The organism is Thioclava sp. GXIMD4216 (genome assembly GCF_037949285.1).
In the GTDB taxonomy this organism is placed as follows: Bacteria; Pseudomonadota; Alphaproteobacteria; order Rhodobacterales; family Rhodobacteraceae; genus Thioclava; species Thioclava litoralis.
The window spans coordinates 742,393-761,421 of sequence record NZ_CP149926.1 but is presented as its reverse complement, the minus strand read 5'-3'; the positions used below and the strand labels follow the sequence as shown (position 1 = coordinate 761,421).

Annotated in this window: 15 protein-coding genes; 6 read left to right on the top strand and 9 right to left on the bottom strand. The window is 62.5% G+C overall.

Annotated elements, in window-relative coordinates; genetic code table 11:
- Position 1: 1 nt before the first annotated feature.
- Together WDB88_RS03745 and WDB88_RS03740 are read right to left on the bottom strand one after the other, a co-directional pair.
- A complete protein-coding gene (locus tag WDB88_RS03745; RefSeq protein ID WP_339108861.1) occupies positions 2–1,444 on the bottom strand; it encodes an HlyD family efflux transporter periplasmic adaptor subunit in 1,443 nt (480 codons plus the stop codon).
- A gap of 100 nt (positions 1,445–1,544) precedes the next feature.
- A complete protein-coding gene (locus WDB88_RS03740) occupies positions 1,545–2,405 on the bottom strand; it encodes a uracil-DNA glycosylase (protein ID WP_339108860.1) in 861 nt (286 codons plus the stop codon).
- Positions 2,406–2,551: 146 nt separating this feature from the next.
- Here WDB88_RS03740 and WDB88_RS03735 point away from each other — a divergent pair, with 146 nt between their 5' ends.
- Positions 2,552–3,397, top strand: a complete 846-nt coding sequence (locus WDB88_RS03735; protein WP_339108859.1) for a prephenate dehydratase — start codon at positions 2,552–2,554, stop codon at positions 3,395–3,397.
- A 192-nt stretch (positions 3,398–3,589) separates the two neighbouring features.
- Here the strand turns inward: WDB88_RS03735 and WDB88_RS03730 are convergent, their stop codons facing one another.
- The gene (locus WDB88_RS03730) at positions 3,590–4,063 is read right to left on the bottom strand and encodes an SRPBCC family protein (RefSeq protein ID WP_339108858.1); all 474 of its coding nucleotides are present in this window, start codon (positions 4,061–4,063) and stop codon (positions 3,590–3,592) included.
- Positions 4,064–4,132: 69 nt separating this feature from the next.
- Positions 4,133–5,092 carry an NAD(+) diphosphatase gene (nudC, locus tag WDB88_RS03725; protein WP_339108857.1) on the bottom strand — a complete coding sequence of 320 codons (960 nt, stop codon included), beginning with the start codon at positions 5,090–5,092 and terminating at the stop codon, positions 4,133–4,135.
- A 196-nt stretch (positions 5,093–5,288) separates the two neighbouring features.
- Between nudC and WDB88_RS03720 the strand changes: the two genes are divergently transcribed.
- Positions 5,289–7,223: a bifunctional 2',3'-cyclic-nucleotide 2'-phosphodiesterase/3'-nucleotidase gene (locus WDB88_RS03720; RefSeq protein WP_339108856.1), complete on the top strand. Its 1,935-nt coding sequence runs from the start codon at positions 5,289–5,291 to the stop codon at positions 7,221–7,223.
- A 39-nt stretch (positions 7,224–7,262) separates the two neighbouring features.
- Here WDB88_RS03720 and WDB88_RS03715 read toward each other — a convergent pair whose 3' ends face one another.
- The 4 genes from WDB88_RS03715 to serB form a co-directional block, all read right to left on the bottom strand.
- On the bottom strand, positions 7,263–7,619 hold the full coding sequence (locus WDB88_RS03715) for a hypothetical protein (RefSeq protein WP_339108855.1): 357 nt from the start codon (positions 7,617–7,619) through the stop codon (positions 7,263–7,265).
- Between the two features lie 12 nt (positions 7,620–7,631).
- Complete coding sequence (locus WDB88_RS03710; RefSeq protein WP_339108854.1) at positions 7,632–8,408, bottom strand: DUF6478 family protein; 777 nt, start codon at positions 8,406–8,408, stop codon at positions 7,632–7,634.
- Positions 8,409–8,589: 181 nt separating this feature from the next.
- Positions 8,590–9,240, bottom strand: a complete 651-nt coding sequence (locus WDB88_RS03705; RefSeq protein ID WP_339108853.1) for a hypothetical protein — start codon at positions 9,238–9,240, stop codon at positions 8,590–8,592.
- 116 nt (positions 9,241–9,356) lie between these two features.
- Positions 9,357–10,229: a phosphoserine phosphatase SerB gene (gene serB / locus WDB88_RS03700; RefSeq protein WP_339108852.1), complete on the bottom strand. Its 873-nt coding sequence runs from the start codon at positions 10,227–10,229 to the stop codon at positions 9,357–9,359.
- A gap of 588 nt (positions 10,230–10,817) precedes the next feature.
- Between serB and WDB88_RS03695 the strand changes: the two genes are divergently transcribed.
- The 4 genes from WDB88_RS03695 to WDB88_RS03680 all read left to right on the top strand — a co-directional run bounded on the left by WDB88_RS03695 (position 10,818) and on the right by WDB88_RS03680 (position 16,971).
- Positions 10,818–11,963, top strand: a complete 1,146-nt coding sequence (locus tag WDB88_RS03695) for a phosphoserine transaminase (protein WP_339108851.1) — start codon at positions 10,818–10,820, stop codon at positions 11,961–11,963.
- Between the two features lie 85 nt (positions 11,964–12,048).
- Positions 12,049–13,644: a phosphoglycerate dehydrogenase gene (serA, locus tag WDB88_RS03690; protein ID WP_339108850.1), complete on the top strand. Its 1,596-nt coding sequence runs from the start codon at positions 12,049–12,051 to the stop codon at positions 13,642–13,644.
- 72 nt (positions 13,645–13,716) lie between these two features.
- The gene (locus tag WDB88_RS03685) at positions 13,717–14,469 is read left to right on the top strand and encodes a metallophosphoesterase (protein ID WP_339108849.1); all 753 of its coding nucleotides are present in this window, start codon (positions 13,717–13,719) and stop codon (positions 14,467–14,469) included.
- A gap of 285 nt (positions 14,470–14,754) precedes the next feature.
- Positions 14,755–16,971 (top strand): response regulator, encoded by a 2,217-nt coding sequence (locus WDB88_RS03680; protein WP_339108848.1) that lies wholly within the window; start codon positions 14,755–14,757, stop codon positions 16,969–16,971.
- Here the strand turns inward: WDB88_RS03680 and recQ are convergent.
- Positions 16,968–19,025 (bottom strand): DNA helicase RecQ, encoded by a 2,058-nt coding sequence (gene recQ, locus WDB88_RS03675; protein ID WP_339108847.1) that lies wholly within the window; start codon positions 19,023–19,025, stop codon positions 16,968–16,970. The genes WDB88_RS03680 and recQ overlap by 4 nt on opposite strands.
- Positions 19,026–19,029 lie beyond the last annotated feature (4 nt).

Below are 19,029 nucleotides of genomic sequence, written 5' to 3'. Positions count from 1 at the left end.
CTTAACCCCCTGCCTGTTCAAGCCGCGCCACCATCGCCGCCGGAACCCGTTCCTGCTGCAACTGCGCCAGCAATCCGGCGCGGTCGGGACCGCTCAGCGTGGCATCCTTCTGCACCACCGCCACCAATGCCTGACGCCGCGCAGGGGTCAGATCGATCATGCTCTGATCCAGCGATGCTCCCTGATCCAGCGGGCGCAGCTTGATCCCCTGTCCCAGAAGCGGGCTGCGCCGCGCCACCACCTGTGTGCCCTGCGGCAGATCGGAGCGCACCAGAATGGTGTCGCCCTCGCGCCGCAGGATCCGGGCCTGCGCGCTATACAGGCGGTTCTCGTGATCCAGCGCCAGAAGTGCGCCATTGCCATCCACCGCCTGCGCAGGCAAACGCGCGACATGCTCCAGCAGCGGTTCGTCCAGCGTGACGGTCACGAAATCCCCCGGACGGAACCCCCGCGCGCTCTGGAGCTGGGCATAAAGCAGCCGCCCCGCCGTGCCGGTTTCCACCGCCGCTCCGACCCGCAGCAGCTTGGCCGCCGAGCGCACCTGCGCATCCGCAGTCTCCAGCGCCACCTGCGCGGTCAGGGGCAGCACCTCGCCCTGTGCATCGGTCAGACGCAAAAACTGGCTGGTCGATACCCGAAACGAGACTTCCAGCGCCGAGGGGTCGATCAGTTCCCCGAGCATCTCGTTGACCGAGACCAGCCCCCCCTGCACCACGCTGACCGCCGCCAGATTGCCATCAAACCCCGCCCGCAGCGTGGTCAACGACAATTCGCGTTCGGCTTCGGCCAGATCGATGCGCGCGCGGCTGAGCGCGGTTCCGGCCTGATCCAGCGTGGCCTGCGCCTGCGACAGCGCCGACCGGCGCGACAGGACGGCCTGATCGGCGGCGGAAGCGGCAAGCTCGGCCTCTTCGGTCACCGCCGCAGAGCCGATGCCGCGCGCATTCAGATCCAGCTGGCGCTGCAAGGCCTTCTGGCGCAATCCCGCCTGCGCGCGGGCGGCTTCCAGATCATCGCCCGCAATCGCCAAGGCCCGCTCGGCCTGCGCCAAGGCGGCTTCGGCCTCGGTACGGCTGGCCACGGCACTGTCGCGCACGGCCTGCGCCTGTGCAGGATCAAGCTGCACCAGAACATCCCCCTTACGCACCATGCCGCCATCTTCGAACGCCGGCGCAAGTGCGAGGATCGTGCCCGCCGCCGAGGCCCGCAATTCCAGCCGCCGGTTCGACCGGATCTCGCCATAGGCGACAAGCTTGGGCTGAAGATCCCGATAATCGAGCGCAACCACATCGGCGGCGAAGATGCGCTCTGCCGCAGGCGGCGGCCTATGGCCCTGCCCCTCGGCGGAAGGCGTGGCCCGCATCAGCGCCACAGCACTTCCCAAAAGACCGAGGGTCAGCGCAAAAAGGAAAATTCCGCCAAGGCTGCGTGAAAGAAAATGCATCTCTATGCGTATCCGGGGCTATGGGCGAGGTGGGCTTATAGTGCCAGCCTTTCGCCTTTAGGGATAGATATATCTGCATGGGAATGCGGGCAAAATTGTCCTAGCCCAGACTGTCCAGCTTGGCCCGCAGCGCCAGAAGATCGGCCCATGTGTCGCGCTTGGCCTCGGCGCTGCGCAGAAGCTGCACCGGCGAGAACATCGCGATGGCGGGCTTGCCGAACGCCTCCGACCACTCGCCGCGCAGGCGGGTAATGCCGCGCCGTGCCAGCCCCGCCGAGCAGGCGGCATTGCCCATCAGCACCACGACATCCGGATCGACCAGCTCGACCATCCGCGCCAGAAACGGACGCATCATCGCGATTTCCGATGCCTCGGGCTCGCGCTGCCCCGGCGGACGCCACGGCAGGACGGGGGCCAGAAACAGCGCCGCCGCCCTATCGGGCGTGTCGCGCCGCAACCCGATGGCGGCAAACATCCGGTCCAGCATATGCCCCGAACGGCCAATGAAGGGCCGCCCCGCACGGTCTTCCTCGCGGTCGGGCGCATCCCCGATGATCATGACGCGGGCCGCATCGGGCCCTTCGGCACGCACGGTGCAGCGCGCGCCCTTGCGCAGATCGCAGGTCTCGAAACCGTCCAGCGCCTCGTGCAGATCGGCCAATGTGCGCGCCTGCCCTGCCGCCTGTCGCGCAAGCCCGACCTGATCGACCTTCGGCGGGGCCTGCCGCTGCGGCAAAGCCGTCGTCTGCGATGCGGCCAGCATGCCCGCCGTAGCTGCCGCGCCCGCCGGAACAGGAGCGGGAACGGGAAGATCGGGCTTTGCCAGACGATCGGGCAAAGCATAGCAATCCATCGCCAGATCGCCCTGTGCCTCGTCCGCCCCCAGCTCGCACAGCCATTCCAACGCCGCCAAAGCGGCATCATAGCTAAGATCGAAAGGCGAGAGAGCTTCAGGCGTCATGCGGCGCATCTTAATCCTGCTGGCGGGTCCGGTAAATACCCCTCCTGCCGCCCTGCCGCACGCGCCGCGTGCGGAACATGCGCGTTTTCCCTTTTCTTGCGGGCGATCTGGCGCTAGGCACCATGCAAACAGACAGGAAGATCCCGATGACCAAGACCGGAAAAATCGCCTTTCAGGGCGAGTTGGGGGCCTATTCCCATCAGGCCTGCCATGATGCCCTCCCCGAAATGGACCCCCTGCCCTGCCGGACCTTCGAGGATGCGATCGAGGCCGTGCGCTCGGGCGCGGCGGATCTGGGGATGCTGCCGGTCGAGAACTCGACCTATGGCCGCGTGGCCGATATCCACCAGCTTCTGCCCTCGTCGGGGCTGAAGATCATTGGCGAAGCGTTCGTGCGGGTGCATATCAACCTGCTGACCGTGCCCGGCACGAAGCTGGAAGAGGTCACATCGGCCATGTCGCATACCGTGCTTCTGGGGCAGGTGCGCAACTTCCTGACCACCCATAACCTGCATCGCATCGTCGGCGCGGATACCGCAGGCTCTGCCAAGATCGTGGCCGAAAAAGGCGATCCGAGCATCGCCGCGCTGGCGTCGGAACTGGCGGGCGAGATCTACGGGCTGGATGTTCTGGCCCGCCATATCGAGGATGCCTCGAACAACACCACCCGTTTCCTCGTGATGTCGCGCATGCCCGATTTCGAGCGCCGCGCCGAGAAGATGATGACCAGCTTCATCTTCCGTGTCCGCAACATTCCGGCGGCGCTGTATAAAGCCTTGGGCGGCTTCGCCACCAATGGCGTGAACATGACCAAACTGGAAAGCTATATGGTGCGCGGCCAGTTCACCGCGACGCAGTTCTATGCCGATATCGAGGGCCACCCCGAGGACCCCAATGTGAAACTGGCGCTCGAAGAGCTGTCCTATTTCACGGATATGCTAGAGATTCTCGGGGTCTATCCGGCCGATCCGATCCGTCAGGAAATCGGCTGATCACAAAGCCTATCACATTTTTCGGGGCCTGTTTTTTTGGCCCTGATTTTTTGGCCCTGATTTTTCGGGGCCGGTTGGTCGGGTCAGCTTGGGGCCGCCTCAGGATAGGCAAAAGCGTGAAACGGGCAAAGGACAGGGCACAAGGAAAGGGCGGGCAAACCTGCCCTCCCCTACGTCGGGTCGCGCTGTTTTTCAGTCCTGATCGGGGGCCTCGTAACGCGCCGCAATCTCGCGGATCTGCTTGCCGACGCGGTCCGCGAATTTGCGGTCAAGGCTCGACCGGCCCAGCTTGGCCGATTGCAGCATGAGCCGCGCCCCCAAAGTGCGCGGACGGATATCCAGACCGACCTGCAAACGGGTCCGGCTGCGCGACAGCGCCGTCAGCAGAATCACGGTCTCGACCTGAAAACTGGATGACTGCCCGGAAAGTGCCACCACCTCGGGGCGCTCGAAACGGGTCACCTCGGCCTCCAGCTTGCGCATTTTGCCTCTGAGCCTGAACTCGATTTCCCAGCTTACCCCTTTGCCCGGAAACTCGAGCTGGTCGGTCCGGCGCAGCTTCACACCCCGCTCGCGCGCCGCCTCTTCCATTGCGTCGAACTGGCTCAACTCGTCGAACACGAACTCGACGGGAACAGAAATATCTTCTCGGGTCGAGAATTTCATCCGACACTCCTGGAAGGCAGCACCAAGCAAAAGGTGACACTGATCATGACGTTAGGGCTGATCTAGCCGTCAATCGAGCCGGTCTGCAAGCCATTCCCGCATTAACCACCCCGCAATCGCACCGGGTCGTGGCGCACGTATCACGCTGTCACCGCCCGCCATAATCCGCAGCAGCCTTTCACGGCTGACCCAAAGCGCATCCTCGATTTCCACCGGATCGGTCATGATCTCGCGGCTGGTCGCCTCGGCACGGCACCCCATCATCAACGAGGCCGGAAAGGGCCAGGGCTGCGACGCGACAGGCCGGACCCTGCCGGTGCGGATCGCGGTTTCCTCATAGACCTCGCGACGGACCGCCGCTTCGACGGTCTCTCCGGGCTCCATGAACCCCGCAAGACAGGAATACATGCCCTCGGGCCAGTTGGGATTGCGCCCCAGAAGCGTGTCATTGCCTTGGGTGACCAGCATGATCACGCAAGGATCGGTGCGCGGAAAATGATCCGCCCCACAGCTCGGGCAATGGCGCTGCCACCCCGATTGCACGATCTCGGACGCCGCCCCGCAGGCCGCACAGAACCCATGACTGCGATGCCAGCCCAGAATCCCGCGCGCGGTTGCCGCAAGCTCTGCCTCCAGCGGCGGCAGGCCCAGCATCACATCGCGCAGATCCCGCAAGGCGACCGCGCCGGACAGGACGGGCATGTCCTGTATGTCCTGCGCAAACACGGGCTCTCCCCGTGGCCCGCCCGCCCCGAGAAACACCCGCGCGCCGAGAGCCTCCGACATCAGCGGATGATCCGGCGGAAAAAGCGCCAGACGGGGGGCCGCATCGCCTGCCGTGTCCCCGTCTTGTGTGCACAACACCTGCCCGTTACACATCAAAAACCCCCGCGCGCCCGTCATATCGGGGCCAGCGCGCCTGTGGGCGGCACGATCCAGACCGCTGCCCGCAAAGGCCAGACCGGGGTGTCTATCGTAGAAAAACGGCCCTTCGGCGACAAGAAAGCGGTCTGGAAACGGGGCTGGCATTGCGAAAATATCTCGATCTTAAGGTTGCTGCTGCATTGGGCTTGCCTAAGGTTAGAAATTTAGTCCTTAATCGTCAAAGAAGTATAGCCGCACCTGACCTAATGACAGCGACGACGCGCATCCCGGTTCAGCAAGTAAACGTGTTTTTTAAGTGACGTAAGGGGCGGCGCAAGATCGCCCGGACGAAAGGAGAGCGATGTCCTCGCACGCCGAAACTCCGTCGCATGCCGAACGGCCCGCTGCGGTGGTCAGACTGCGTCTGCTGGCGACCACCGACCTGCACGGCCATATCCGTGGCTATGATCTGTTTGCCGACAGGGAAGACACCGGTTGCGGCCTGTCCCGCGTGGCCACCCTGATCGAACGGGCCCGCACCGGCTGCCCCAATACGCTGCTCTTCGATAATGGCGACTTTCTACAGGGCACACCGCTGACCGAATATTGGGCGCGCGACCGTCAGAGCCGCGCAGACACCCCGCATCCGGTGATTGATGCCATGAACGCGCTGGCCTATGACGCCGTCGGGCTTGGCAATCACGAATTCAATTACGGGCTGGACTTCCTGACACGCAGCCTGCGCGATGCCCGTTTCCCCTGTCTGTCGGCCAATGCCCTGCGCCTGCGCGCCCCCCGCCCCGAAGAGGACGTGCCCCTGACGCAGGCGCATGTCGTGCTGGAAAAAGACCTGCACGACGAGGACGGAGACCTGCGGCGGGTGCGTATCGGGGTGTTCTCGGTGCTGCCGCCGCAATTCATTCTTTGGGATAGCGCCATTCTGGCAAGCCGCCTGCAAAGCCGTTCCATCATCGAGACGGCCAGGGCGCAGGTGGCCCAATTACGGGCGCAGGGCTGCGATCTGGTGATCGCATTGGCCCATACAGGCATTGATCCCCTTGCCAGAGCCGATGATCCCACCTGCGAGCATGCCGCCACCCTGCTGGCACAGATCGACGGGATCGATGCGCTGATCGCAGGGCACGACCATATCGCCTTTCCCGGCCCCGATGTCGCGCCAAGTGCAGATGTGGACCCCGTGGCAGGCCGGCTCTACGGCGTTCCGACGGTAACACCGGGCCGCTTTGCCAGCCATCTGGGCCAGATCGATCTGGATCTGGTGCAAGGGGCGCGAGGGTGGCAGGTTGTTGCCTCTTGCGCAACCCTGATACCGGTGGCGCAAGAGCCCCCCGTGCCCGAAGCCGAGCGGATTGTCACGCGCAATGCCAAGGCCCATGCCGAAGTGCAAAGCTACACATCGCGGCGCGTGGCACGGCTGGACGTGCCGCTGCACAGCTATTTCTCGCTGGTGGGCCCCGATGCTGCACTCAGTTTCGTGGCACAGGCGCAGCGTGACCATGTGCAGAGCCTGCTTGCGGACCGCCCCGAGGGCGAGCTGCCGCTGCTATCGGCCGTCGCCCCGTGCAAATCGGGCGGGCGCGCGGGGGCGGACTATTACCTTGATATCCCGCCCGGCCCGCTAAGCATCCGCCATCTCAGCGAGATCTATCTCTTTCCCAATATCGTCACCGCCGTGGTCATTGACGGCAAGGGGCTGAAAAGCTGGCTGGAACGCGCCAGCATCATCTTCAACACCATTGCGGACGGGACACGGGGGCTGCCCCTGATCCGGCCCGAGATCCCCGCCTATAATTTCGACATCATGCTGGGCGTCACCTACGAAATCGACCTGTCCGCCCCGCCCGTCTTCGACCTTCACGGCATGCAGACCACCCAATCGCGCGGCCGCATCCGCAACCTGTGCTATCAGGGGCGGCCCGTCGATGACCGGCAGAGCTTTGTGGTGGCCACCAACAACTACCGCTCGGCCTTTGCGGGACAGTTTGCCGGTCTGGATGGCCTCAGGGTGGATCTGGGCCCCGATATCGCCTCGCGCGATGTGCTGATCCGCGCCGCACGCGCGTGGGACACGCTGCATCCCGCCGCCATCCCCATCTGGCAGTTCCGCGACCAGCCCCAGACATCGGTCACGATGGTCACCGGCAAAGGCGCGCTGGCCTATCACCGCCAGATGGAAGATTTGGGGATGAGCCTGCAAGACACCCATGCCGATGGCACAGTCACCCTGTGCAAACAGCTCTTTTACGCGGATGCCTGCACCGGCACTCTGGGCTAGCCTCCCTGCCGCCCACCAGCAGCGCCCATCAGGACGGGATCAGCCCTCGTGGCTTTGGCGGCAATGGTCGCGGAAAGCGCGCTTGAGCAGATCCAGTTCGGCCTGCAACCTGTCCACCTGCGCGGCCAGATCCGGCACGAGCATCTCGCCCGCCGCAATGGACAGGCTGGCCACAACACCGCTTTCGGCATCCGACAGCAGCAGGCTTTGCGTGCCATCTTCCAGCAGATCGACCGGAAGCCCCTGACGCAAGCGCCAGCGCCCGTCCCCGAGATCGGTCCAGTCCCCCTCGGCCAACACCGTCGCACGGTAGGACGCGGTCAATGCGGGGCGCATGGCGGATTGCAGCACCACCACCCATTCTCCGGCCTGCAAACGGGAATACTCAACAATCATCAACAGACTCCTTTAGAGATCGGCGCGGGGATGGCGCAGCAAGGTCAGATCCTGCAAGGTGATTTTGTTCATTGCCGGTGCCTCGAAAATCAGGTCGATCCACGCCTTTTCAAGGCGCTTCTCGTTCAATTTGGTATAGGCCAGATCGAACTGCACCACACCGCCGCCAACCGGCATCTGGCTGACAAGCTGGTCACTATTGGGACCATGCTGGATGTTGAAACGGCAATAGACGGGACGCGCCTCTTCCATGCGGACATCAAGGCCCAGTTGCACGAGATGGTGCAAACGGAAGCCCTGCACAGCCTCGGGCGGAAGATCGACCACCAGCGACAGGAAACTGCCCTGAAAGCCGAAAACCTCCAGTTCGGCCCCGAAGGGGGAGGGTCTGCCGCTATTGCGGATCTGCCGCAGGGAAAGCTGCTGCAGCGGGCAGTCGTGAAACAGCGTCAGATCCTCGCCCAGACAGCACCCGGATGCCGCGCCCACATAGGCCTGCGGCGCCACCGGCATTGAAAAGGCCTGCGGTCGCCACGCCCAGTCACACCCCAAGGGCCGGTCGATGGCATCGGCGGCATTAAAACGCTGCTCTGTCTGGCGGTCGATCCGGCCCAGAAGCCCCGAAGCGGTCGCGGCCATAGACCCGGCCTTCTTGCGCAGCAGCGCCAGATCCTCGCCGGTCATATCCGGTGCTGCTGCCGCACAGTCATGCCAATGCTTCATCACGCGGCTATATGCCAGCCGGTTCAGGAGACCGCCCTGAGCCTGCCCAACCTGCTTCTGCCCCATTTCAAAACCCGTTTTTGTCTCGCCTGACACATAATAGCCGGCGTCATGTCTAAAATCTTTGCGCAGCGTCAAGACTGCGCCCGCAAGACCAAAAGTGCAAGCTGTCTTCTGGCGGATATGCAGGCTCCGTAGGCCCCCATTACCGCATCATATCCCCGTGCGGGAGCGCCCGCAGACCCGCTTATTGCGCCGGTTTGACCTGCCCTGCACTGGCGGCATGGGCTTTGGTCGCCGCTTCGGACCGGCCGACAAATTCTTTCAGCAATCGCAACTGTGCGGCATCGCTCATGGGTTGCGAGCGCAGCGCCATTACCGACAGCGCTGTCAGATGCCCGTCAAGCGAGGTCACGCCGCGCCAATACTCAGCGGTGACAGGAAATTCTTCGGCCAGCGACCTGTCGCGCACCTTCAAAAGCAGAAGATCGCCCGAAACCTGCGATTTCAGGATATCGACATCATCGCTGCGGCCCGAACGCGCAATCGCCGCCTGTCCTGCCGCCGAACGGAAGAAGGCCTCGATCATCGGGAACCGCTTGGTGATCGAGCCGGTCATTTTCGGCCCGACCGTCGCCGATAGCATGGCCGGATGGGGGGCCGAGGCATGGGTCGCGTCATTGGTCACCGCCGCGCAGTCACCGAACAGGATGACGTTATTCTCTGCCTGCCCCGGATGCCCCTGCCCCGCCACACAATAGCCCGCCGGTGCACTGAGCACGGTATCTCCGGCGATGACGGTGCCTGTCGCCTGGGGGCCCATTGTGGTCTGGCAACCGGCAAGAGCCGAAGCCACAAGCGTCACACACAAACCGAGCTTCACACGAGACATCGCCATATTGCCACCTTTCCGGAACACAGAGCTTACGCAAGGCTTAGTAACTACCGGCCCAAAGAGCAAGTTCCCCCACAGCCCTGTGACAGCCCCCGCCGGAACGGAGGCGAAAGACCGCCTCAGGCAAACTCCGCCTGTGCATAGCCTTGCAGATACAGCAGCGCCGAAAGGTCACCGTGATTGATGCGGATGTCGCATTGCGCCGCGACCGAGGGTTTTGCATGCAGCGCCACGCCAAACCCTGCCAGTTGCAGCATGCCCAGATCATTGGCCCCATCCCCCACCGCCATCACCTGATCCGCCGACAGCCCGAGCCGCGCGGAAATCTCGTGGAACGCCTGCACCTTGGCTTCACGGCCCAAAATCGGCAGGCCCGGCTTGCCGGTCAGCTTGCCCTCTTCGACCAGCAGCGTATTGGCGCGGTTTTCATCAAAGCCCAAAGTGGCCGCGATACGGCTGGTGAACGCCGTGAACCCGCCAGACACCAGCGCACAATACGCCCCGTCGCGCTTCATCGTCGCCAGCAGGGCCGGGCCACCGGGCATCAGGGTGATACGGGTGTCGATGACCTCAGCGATCACCGTCTCGGGCAGACCAGCCAGCAGCCCCACACGTTCGGTCAGAGCGCCTTCGAAATCCAGCTCGCCATTCATCGCCTTGGCGGTGATCTCTTTCACACGTGCCCCGACACCCGCCACATCGGCCAGTTCGTCGATGCATTCCTGCTGGATCATGGTGCTGTCCATATCGGCCAGCAGCATCTTCTTCTTGCGGTCTTCCGCCGGGATCACCACAAGGTCGATCCCCAGCGCCTGCAGGTCCGCCCAGACGGTCCAGCGGTTATCGGGAATCACCTCCATCGGAAATTCGGCAGCGCACCCCTCGGCCAGCCAAGTGACCTCGCCTCCCCCCCACGCATTACGCAGCGCCACAAGCGTGGTTTCGTCAAGCTTGGGCGTTTTCGGGCAGGTCATGAGAAGGGCGACGAACATAGCTAGATCTCCGGATCACAGGGTTGGGGGCGCTATAGCGCAAAAACAACCGCCGTTTCCAGCCCCGCCCGCACCGCAAAAGCCCGATCCACATGATCCGCGCCAACCGCCCCGCTTCTCGCGGTTTTGCCCCTGTTAGAAGCGTTAGGAGCAGATAGCAGATCCGTCCTCTTTTCCGAGGCCGTTTCCGACGCGCGACCCGAATCGCAGACCCAAGTCGCAGGCCTGAACCCCAGGCCCGAACCCCAGGCCCGAGGCGTATAGCCGCCACTCGACCGGCACGCGCGGCACTGCCCGCCGCCTCTCCGAAGGGGTCCTCTCCTTGGATCAGCGCGCTTCCCCTTTGGCAGGGTCGCAGCAGGTATCAGAGAGTATCAGGCCTTCGGTCACGCCCGCGAAGGGCCGCCGCTGCGCCTGTGTCGATTTTGCGCCACAACGCCTCACATTTTACGGTTTTCTCTTGTCCCGAAGCGACATTTTTTGCGGTCGATACGACTTTGTCACTTGCATGAATCAAGGTGCAGGCGTAAGTCCCAACGCGGGACACCCCTCCCCAACGAGGGGCGTTTATCTGAGAGGATACCAGATATGGCTATTGAAGCACCGGCTACGCGGCCGGCAAATCCGCGTTTTTCTTCGGGCCCTTGCACGAAGATCCCCGGTTTCTCCCTCGACATGCTTGCCGACGCGCCTCTGGGCCGCTCGCACCGCGCAGCTGTTGGCAAAGCCAAGCTGAAAGAGGCGATCGAAACCACCCGTGAAATTCTCGGCGTTCCGGCAGATTACAAGATCGGCATCGTTCCGGCTTCCGATACCGGCGCCGTCGAAATGGCAATGTGGTCGCTTCTGGGCGCACGCAAAGTCACCATGTGCGCATGGGAAAGCTTCGGCTCGGGCTGGGTCACCGATGTCGTGAAGCAGCTCAAACTCGATGCGGATACCAAAACCGCCGATTACGGTGATATCGTCGATTTCACGACCGTCGATTTCAACACCGACGTCGTCTTCACCTGGAACGGCACCACCTCGGGTGTGCGCGTGGCCAATGGCGATGCGATCCCCGCCGACCGCGAAGGCCTGACCATCTGCGACGCCACCTCGGCGGCTTTTGCAATGGACCTGCCGTGGGACAAGCTCGATGTCACCACCTTCTCCTGGCAGAAAGTGCTGGGCGGTGAAGGCGGTCATGGCGTTCTGATCCTGTCGCCGCGCGCCGTCGAGCGTCTGGAAAACTACACCCCCGCATGGCCGATGCCGAAGATCTTCCGCATGACCAAAGGCGGCAAGCTGATCGAAGGTATCTTCAAAGGCGAGACGATCAACACGCCCTCCATGCTCTGCGTCGAGGATTACATCGTTGCGCTGAACTGGGCCAAATCCATCGGTGGCCTCGAAGGGCTGATCGCCCGCGCCGATGCCAATGCGAAAGTGGTCTGGGATTTCTGCGCCGCCAAGCCGTGGATCGCAAACCTCGCCAATAACGCGGCAAATGCCTCCACCACCTCGGTCTGCGTGAAATTCACCGATGACCGCATCAAGGATGGGGCAACCTTCGCCAAAGCCGTTGCAAAACGTCTGGACGCCGAAGGCGTGGCACTGGATGCCGGTGCCTATCGCGATGCGCCCGCCGGTCTGCGGATCTGGTGCGGTTCCACGGTCGAGAAAGCCGATCTGGAGGCGTTGATGCCCTGGATCGAATATGCCTTCGAAGCCGAAATCGCAGCGCAAGCCTAAGCGTTCGATCTTTCTCTGAACCTGAGGTGGGCAGTGCTTTGCCCACCCGTTTTCCCAGATTTCAGAAAATTCAAGGAGCCCGCACATGGCCCCCAAAGTTCTCGTCTCTGACAGCCTGTCGGAAACCGCCGTCCAGATCTTCCGTGACCGTGGCATCGAAGTCGATTTCGAACCCAAACTCGGCAAGGACAAAGACAAGCTGGCCGAAGTGATCGGCAAATATGACGGCCTTGCGATCCGTTCGGCCACCAAAGTGACCGCGAAACTGCTGGAAAACGCGACCAACCTGAAGGTCGTGGGCCGCGCAGGTATCGGCACCGATAACGTCGATAAGGAAGCCGCTTCGAAAAAAGGCGTGATCGTCATGAACACGCCCTTCGGCAACATGATCACCACCGCCGAGCATGCCATCGCGATGATGTTCGCCGTGGCGCGCCAGATCCCCGAAGCGTCCGCCTCGACCCATGCGGGCAAGTGGGAAAAATCGAAATTCATGGGTGTCGAGCTTTCCGGCAAGACCCTTGGTGTGATCGGTGCCGGTAACATCGGTGGCATCGTCTGCGACCGTGCCCGCGGCCTGAAAATGAAGGTCATCGCATTCGACCCCTTCATGAGCCAGGAAAAAGCCGACAAAATGGGCGTGGAGAAAGTCGAGCTTGAGGATCTGCTCAAGCGCGCCGATTTCATCACCCTGCACGTGCCGCTGACCGAGCAGACCAAGAACATCCTGTCGCGCGAGAACCTCGAGAAGACCAAGAAAGGCGTGCGTATCATCAACTGCGCCCGTGGTGGTCTGGTCGATGAGGAAGCGCTGGCCGATCTGCTGAAATCGGGCCATGTTGCCGGTGCCGCGCTGGACGTGTTTGCCGAAGAGCCCGCGACCAATAACGTGCTGTTCAACCTGCCCAACGTCGTCTGCACGCCCCACCTTGGCGCGTCCACGACCGAAGCGCAGGAAAACGTGGCGCTGCAAGTCGCAGAGCAGATGTCGAACTACCTGCTGGACGGCGCTGTCGAGAACGCGCTGAACATGCCGTCGATGACCGCCGAAGAAGCCAAGGTCATGGGCCCGTGGGTCAAGCTGGCACAACATCTGGGTGGCTTCATCGGTCAGATGACCGAAGATGCGATCAAGGCGATCAACATCACCTATGACGGATCGGCCGCCGAGCTGAACCTCAAGGCGCTGGATGCGGCCGTTGTGGCCGGCATCATGAAAGCCAGCCAACCGGAAGTGAACATGGTCTCGGCCCCCGCTCTGGCGAAAGAGCGCGGCATCCAGATCTCGACCACGTCGCAGACCCAATCGGGCGCCTATGATGGCTACATCAAGGTCACCGTCGTGTCGGAAACCAAAGAGCGTTCGATCGCGGGCACCGTGTTCTCGGATGCCAAGCCGCGCTTCATCCAGATCAAGGGCATCAATATCGATGCCGAAGTGGGCGAGCATATGCTCTATACCACCAATGAGGATGTCCCCGGTGTGATCGGCAAGCTGGGCACGCTGCTGGGCGAACATGGGGCAAACCTTGCCAACTTCACCCTTGGCCGCGCGAAAGCCGGCGGGGAAGCCATCGCCATTGCCTATCTCGACGAAGCCCTGAAACCGGAAACGGTCGAGGCCATGAAAGCCACCGGTATCTTCAAGCAAGTAAAACCGCTGGAATTCATTCTCGGCTGAGCCATAATAGGTTCATGAACGCCAAGGCCCCTGCGACCCGCGGGGGCCTTTTTCATTTGTAAGGAAAGAACTATGCGCGCCTATGCCATCGGAGACATTCACGGACATCTCGACAAGCTGAAGATTGCGCACGATCTGATCGAGCAGGACCGTGCGGCCTTTGGCGACCAGTCCGCCCCTGTGATCCATGTCGGAGATGTTGCCGACCGTGGCCCCGAGAGTGCCGGCGTCATCGATTACCTGCTCAACGCGATGCGGGCGGGGAAAAACTGGGTGGTACTGAAAGGCAATCACGACAGGATGTTCTCGATTTTCATGAACGACCCTTTCGACGCCGATCCGATGCTGCGCAAGGATCTGACATGGCTGAACCCACGATTGGGCGGCAATACCACACTGGCCTCCTATGGCGTGCCCAATGCCGATGAACGCCCCGCCGATATCGTCCATGCCGAGGCGCTCCGGATGGTTCCCGAATCGCACCGGCTCTGGCTGGCCAGCCGCCCCAACCACTTCATCTTCGGTGAATTGCTTTTTGTGCATGCCGGCATCCGTCCGGGGGTCAGCATCGGCAACCAGACCGAAGACGATCTGTGCTGGATCCGCAAAGGCTGGCTGGAAGATACCAGCGATCACGGCATGCTGGTGGTGCATGGCCATACCGCAATCGATCAGGTGACGCATTATGGCAACCGCCTCAACCTCGATAGCAGTGCGGGCTATGGCGGCCCTGTCTCGGCAGTGGTGATCGAAGGCCGCGACGCATGGCTGCTGACCGAAAACGGGCGGCAACCGCTTGTTCCGGTTGCCACTATCGCCGCCTGACCACGGTATATCGCGCGCAGCGGCCCCGAAGGCGGGCAGGATACAGAATCGCCCGGGGCCGAAACCGGGGCCTGTCCTGACGCGGCGATACTGCCGCCGCGTCAACATGCCAACGGTCATGTTGAGCCCGTTATACGCAGGCTGTAAAACCGCAGGATTTTCTTCTTAAAGTAGAAATTTGTGAGGGATTTTCTATAGCTGGCCCGCGATCAGCCTTAAGGATTAAGCCTAAATTTACTGGACGTCACCAAGATGCTGGTCGAACGGAATGGGGACTGAACCAGCATGCCGACAGGCACCAGAAACACGATCGCTGACAAGCTGGCTCAGGAGCGTCGCGCCCGTCTGGCGGCGGAACGGCTGCTTGACCAGAAGAAGCGTGAACTGTTTACGGCCAATCAGAAACTGGCATTGCATGCCCGCGCCCTGTCCGACCAGATCGTGGAGCAGCGCCACGGCCTGACCCGCGCCCTGACGGAAGCCGCCTCTTTGAAGGGCGAGAACCATCGCGTGATGGATGATCTCGCACGGGCCAATTCCGTTGCCATGATAGCCCAACGCAGGCTGTGGGACGCGCTTGAGACGATTCCCGACGGGTTTGCCGTCTATGACGCCGATCTGCGGCTGGTGGCCGCCAATAAGGTCTATCTGGATTTCTTCGAGGGCGAAGTGGCCATCGCTGCGGGCGTGACCTACGATTCGGTGCTCAATATCGTGGCCAAGCACCGGATGGTGGATCTGGACGGGCGCGACCCTGCCGACTGGCATCATGACATGATCGCGCGCATCCGCCGCAATCCGATCGAACCGATCACGATCATCACCCGTAAAGGGGCCCATATCCGGCTGATCGACCGGTGGGGCGAAGGCGGCGATCTGGTCTGCATCGCGCAGGATATCTCGACCCATGTCAGCCGCGAAGCGGAACTGGAAGAGGCACGCGAAAAGGCCGAATCCGCCAATCGCGCGAAATCGGCCTTCCTTGCCAATATGAGCCACGAGATCCGGACGCCGATGAATGGCGTGGTGGGCATGGCCGAACTGCTGACCGAGACAGAGCTGACAGAGGATCAGCGTCTTTATGCGGAAACCATCCGCTCTTCCGGCGAGGCGCTGCTGACGATCATCAACGATGTGCTCGACTATTCCAAGATCGAGGCGGAGCGCCTGAAGCTCTATCCCGAGATTTTCGATCTGGAGCGGTGTGTGCACGAGGTGACCATGCTGCTGCAACCTTCCGCACGCGACAAGAAGCTGAGGCTTCTGGTCGATTACGACATGTTCCTGCCGACACGATTCGTGGCCGATCCGGGGCGTATCCGCCAGATTCTGACCAATCTTCTGGGCAATGCGGTGAAATTCACGCTTAGCGGCCATGTGCTGACGCGCGTGGTCGGGATAGAGCGGAAGCAGAATAATTACGAGCTGCATATCACCGTCGAGGATACCGGCATCGGCATCAATCCCGAACAGATCGACCATGTTTTCGGCGAGTTCAATCAGGTCGAAAGCGAAACCAACCGCAAGTTCGAGGGCACGGGGCTTGGCCTTGCCATCACCAAGCAGTTGATCGAGATGATGGGCGGCGAGATCTGGGTCGATAGCGAGCTGGGGCGCGGTTCGTGTTTCGGGTTCAAGATTCTGGTGCCCGCCGCCGAACCCGCGCCGCATGTCTCGACCCCCGGTCCGCCGATCACGCTGCGGGCCGCGCTTGTGGTCGATGATCTGATGGTCAACCGTGTCATTCTCGAACGGCAGCTGGAAACCTACGGGCTGAAGGTGACATTGTGCCGGAACGCACAGGAAGCGCTGACCGCTTTCGACAGGGGCGCGAAATTCGACATTATGCTCAGCGATTTCCGGATGCCGGATATGGATGGCCTGCATCTGTGCCAGACCTTGCGGCAACGCGGCGTGAAGATTCCCGTGGTGCTGCTGAGTTCGGACCCCGATGCGATCACCCCCGAAGAGGCCCACGCGGCCCAGATCGAATGTCTGGAAAAGCCGGTGCTGCGGTCGCATCTGTTCCGCACCTTGCAAAACCTGTCCTATCCGGTTGCAAGAACGGTGCCACCGCCCGCGCCGCCGCCCCCTGTTGGCCAACGCAAGATGCGCATCCTCGCCGCCGAGGATAATCGCACCAACCAGCTCGTTTTTGGCAAGATGGTAAAAGATCTGCCTATTGATCTGGTCTTCGCCAATAACGGTCTGGAAGCGGTCGAGAAATGGCAAAGCTTCCAGCCCGACCTGATCTTCATGGATATTTCCATGCCCGAGATGGATGGCAAGGAAGCCACCCGCCGCATCCGGTCTCTGGAAAGCGGCAACCACGTGCCGATCTGCGCCCTGACGGCCCATGCGATGGACGGCGATAGCGAGGGCATACTGGCCTCGGGTATGGATCACTATCTGACCAAACCATTGCGCAAAACGGCGATCATCGACCATATCGTGGCAAATTGTCCCCCGACCGCACAGTCGCTACAGGACGGGGCTGCCTAGGTCTCGGAAATAAGCTGCAGGAAGGCGGCACCGAAACGGTCGAGCTTGGCGTCTTCCAGACCAAGCCGTTCCAGCCCCTTCAGGTCGCCTGGCCGCATCTCGGCAATCTTGCGCAGCAACGACGAAGACACGCTCAGCATCCGCCCTGTCCCGTCCTCGCCACGCTCCAAACGGAGTTGCTCTGCCAGCAGCGCATCAAACAGAGGTCCGGCCTGACGCCCCGCCAAAGCACGGCGCGCGGGATGCATTTTCTGCATCTCCTCACCCACCAGCACCTCAAGGAATGCCGTGCCATAGCTTTCCAGCTTTTTGGCTCCGACCCCGTTGATCCGCGCCATCTGGTCCAGCGTTTGCGGACGGGCCTCGACCATCTCGATCAGGGTGCGGTCGGGGAAGATCATATAGGCCGGAAGCCCCGCCGCCTCGGAAAGCGCCCGCCGCTTGGCCTTCAGGGCCGACAGCAGCGGCGCGTCCTCCTCGGACACCAGCGCCTTGACCACCGTCTGCTTTTTCGCCCCGCGCACAGGGTCACGCCGGAAGGTGATCTGTTCCTCGCCGCGCAGGATCGGATGCGCGGCCTTGGTCACGAATAACGCGCCGTGACGTTCGGCATCGGGGCGGATCAGGTCATGCCCCATCATCTGCCGGAAGATCGCCTGCCACTGCGGGCGCGTCCAGGCCTTGCCCACCCCGAAGGTCGGCAGGCGGTCATGCCCGCGCGAGGAAATGCGCTCGTTCGACTGGCCCAGCAGCACCTCGATCAGATACTGGCTGCCATAGCTCTGGTCGCAGCGCAGACAGGCCGACAGCGCCATACGCACCGGTTCGGTCGCATCGAACAGATCGGGCGGAGTGTCGCAGATATCGCAGTTGCCACAAGGGCTTGCCTCTTCACCGAAATAGGCCAGCAGCCTCTGGCGGCGGCAGGCGGTGGCCTCGGCCAGCCCCAGCAGCGCATTCAGCCGCCCGTGATCGGCGTCCTTGCGTTCGGGCGGCGCAAGCCCCTCGTCGATCTGGGCGCGGCGGATGCGGATATCGTCGGGGCCAAAGAGGGTCAGCGTCTCGGCAGGAGCGCCATCACGGCCCGCGCGACCGATCTCCTGATAATAGGCCTCGATGGATTTCGACAGATCGGCATGGGCCACCCAGCGGATATCGGGCTTATCGATCCCCATGCCGAAGGCCACAGTCGCCACCACGATCAGCCCGTCTTCCTGCTGAAAGCGCGTCTCGACCAGCCGCCGCTCGTCGGGGTCCATGCCGCCGTGATAATAGCAGGCCGTATGCCCCGCCTCATTCAGCGCCTGCGCAAGGCTCTCGGTCTTTTTGCGGGTGGCGCAATAGACGATGCCCGACTGGCCCTTGCGCGCGGCGGCAAACTGCAGGATCTGCCCGCGCGGCTGGTTCTTGGGCTCGAACGCCAGATGGATATTGGGGCGGTCAAAGCCGCGCAGGAAGGTCTCGGGCGCCTCGCCGTCAAACAGCCGCGTGACCATCTCGGCGCGGGTTTCTTCATCGGCGGTGGCGGTAAAGGCGGCCAGCGGCACCTTCAGATCGCGGCGCAACTCCCCGATGCGCAGGTAATCGGGGCGGAAGTCATGGCCCCATTGGCTGACGCAATGCGCCTCGTCCACGGCAATCAGCCCGACCCGCGCACGGCGCAGCAGATGCACCGCCCCGCCCGAGGCCAGCCGTTCCGGCGCCATATAGAGGATCTTCAACCGGCCTTCGTCGATGGCACGAAAGACCTCTTCGGTCTCGTCCTCGGTATTGCCCGAGGTCAGAGCACCGGCCTCGACCCCCGCCTCGCGCAGCGCCCGCACCTGATCGCGCATCAGGGCAATCAGCGGCGATATCACCACCGTCAGCCCCTCGCGGCACAGCGCGGGGATCTGGAAACACAGCGATTTGCCACCGCCCGTCGGCATGATGGCCAAAGTATTGCGCCCCGCCATGACGGAGCGCACGATTTCTTCCTGTCCGGGACGGAATTCGCGGAACCCGAAGATATCGGTCAGGACTGCATGACAGTCGGGCAGCGTGGCCTCGACCATCGGA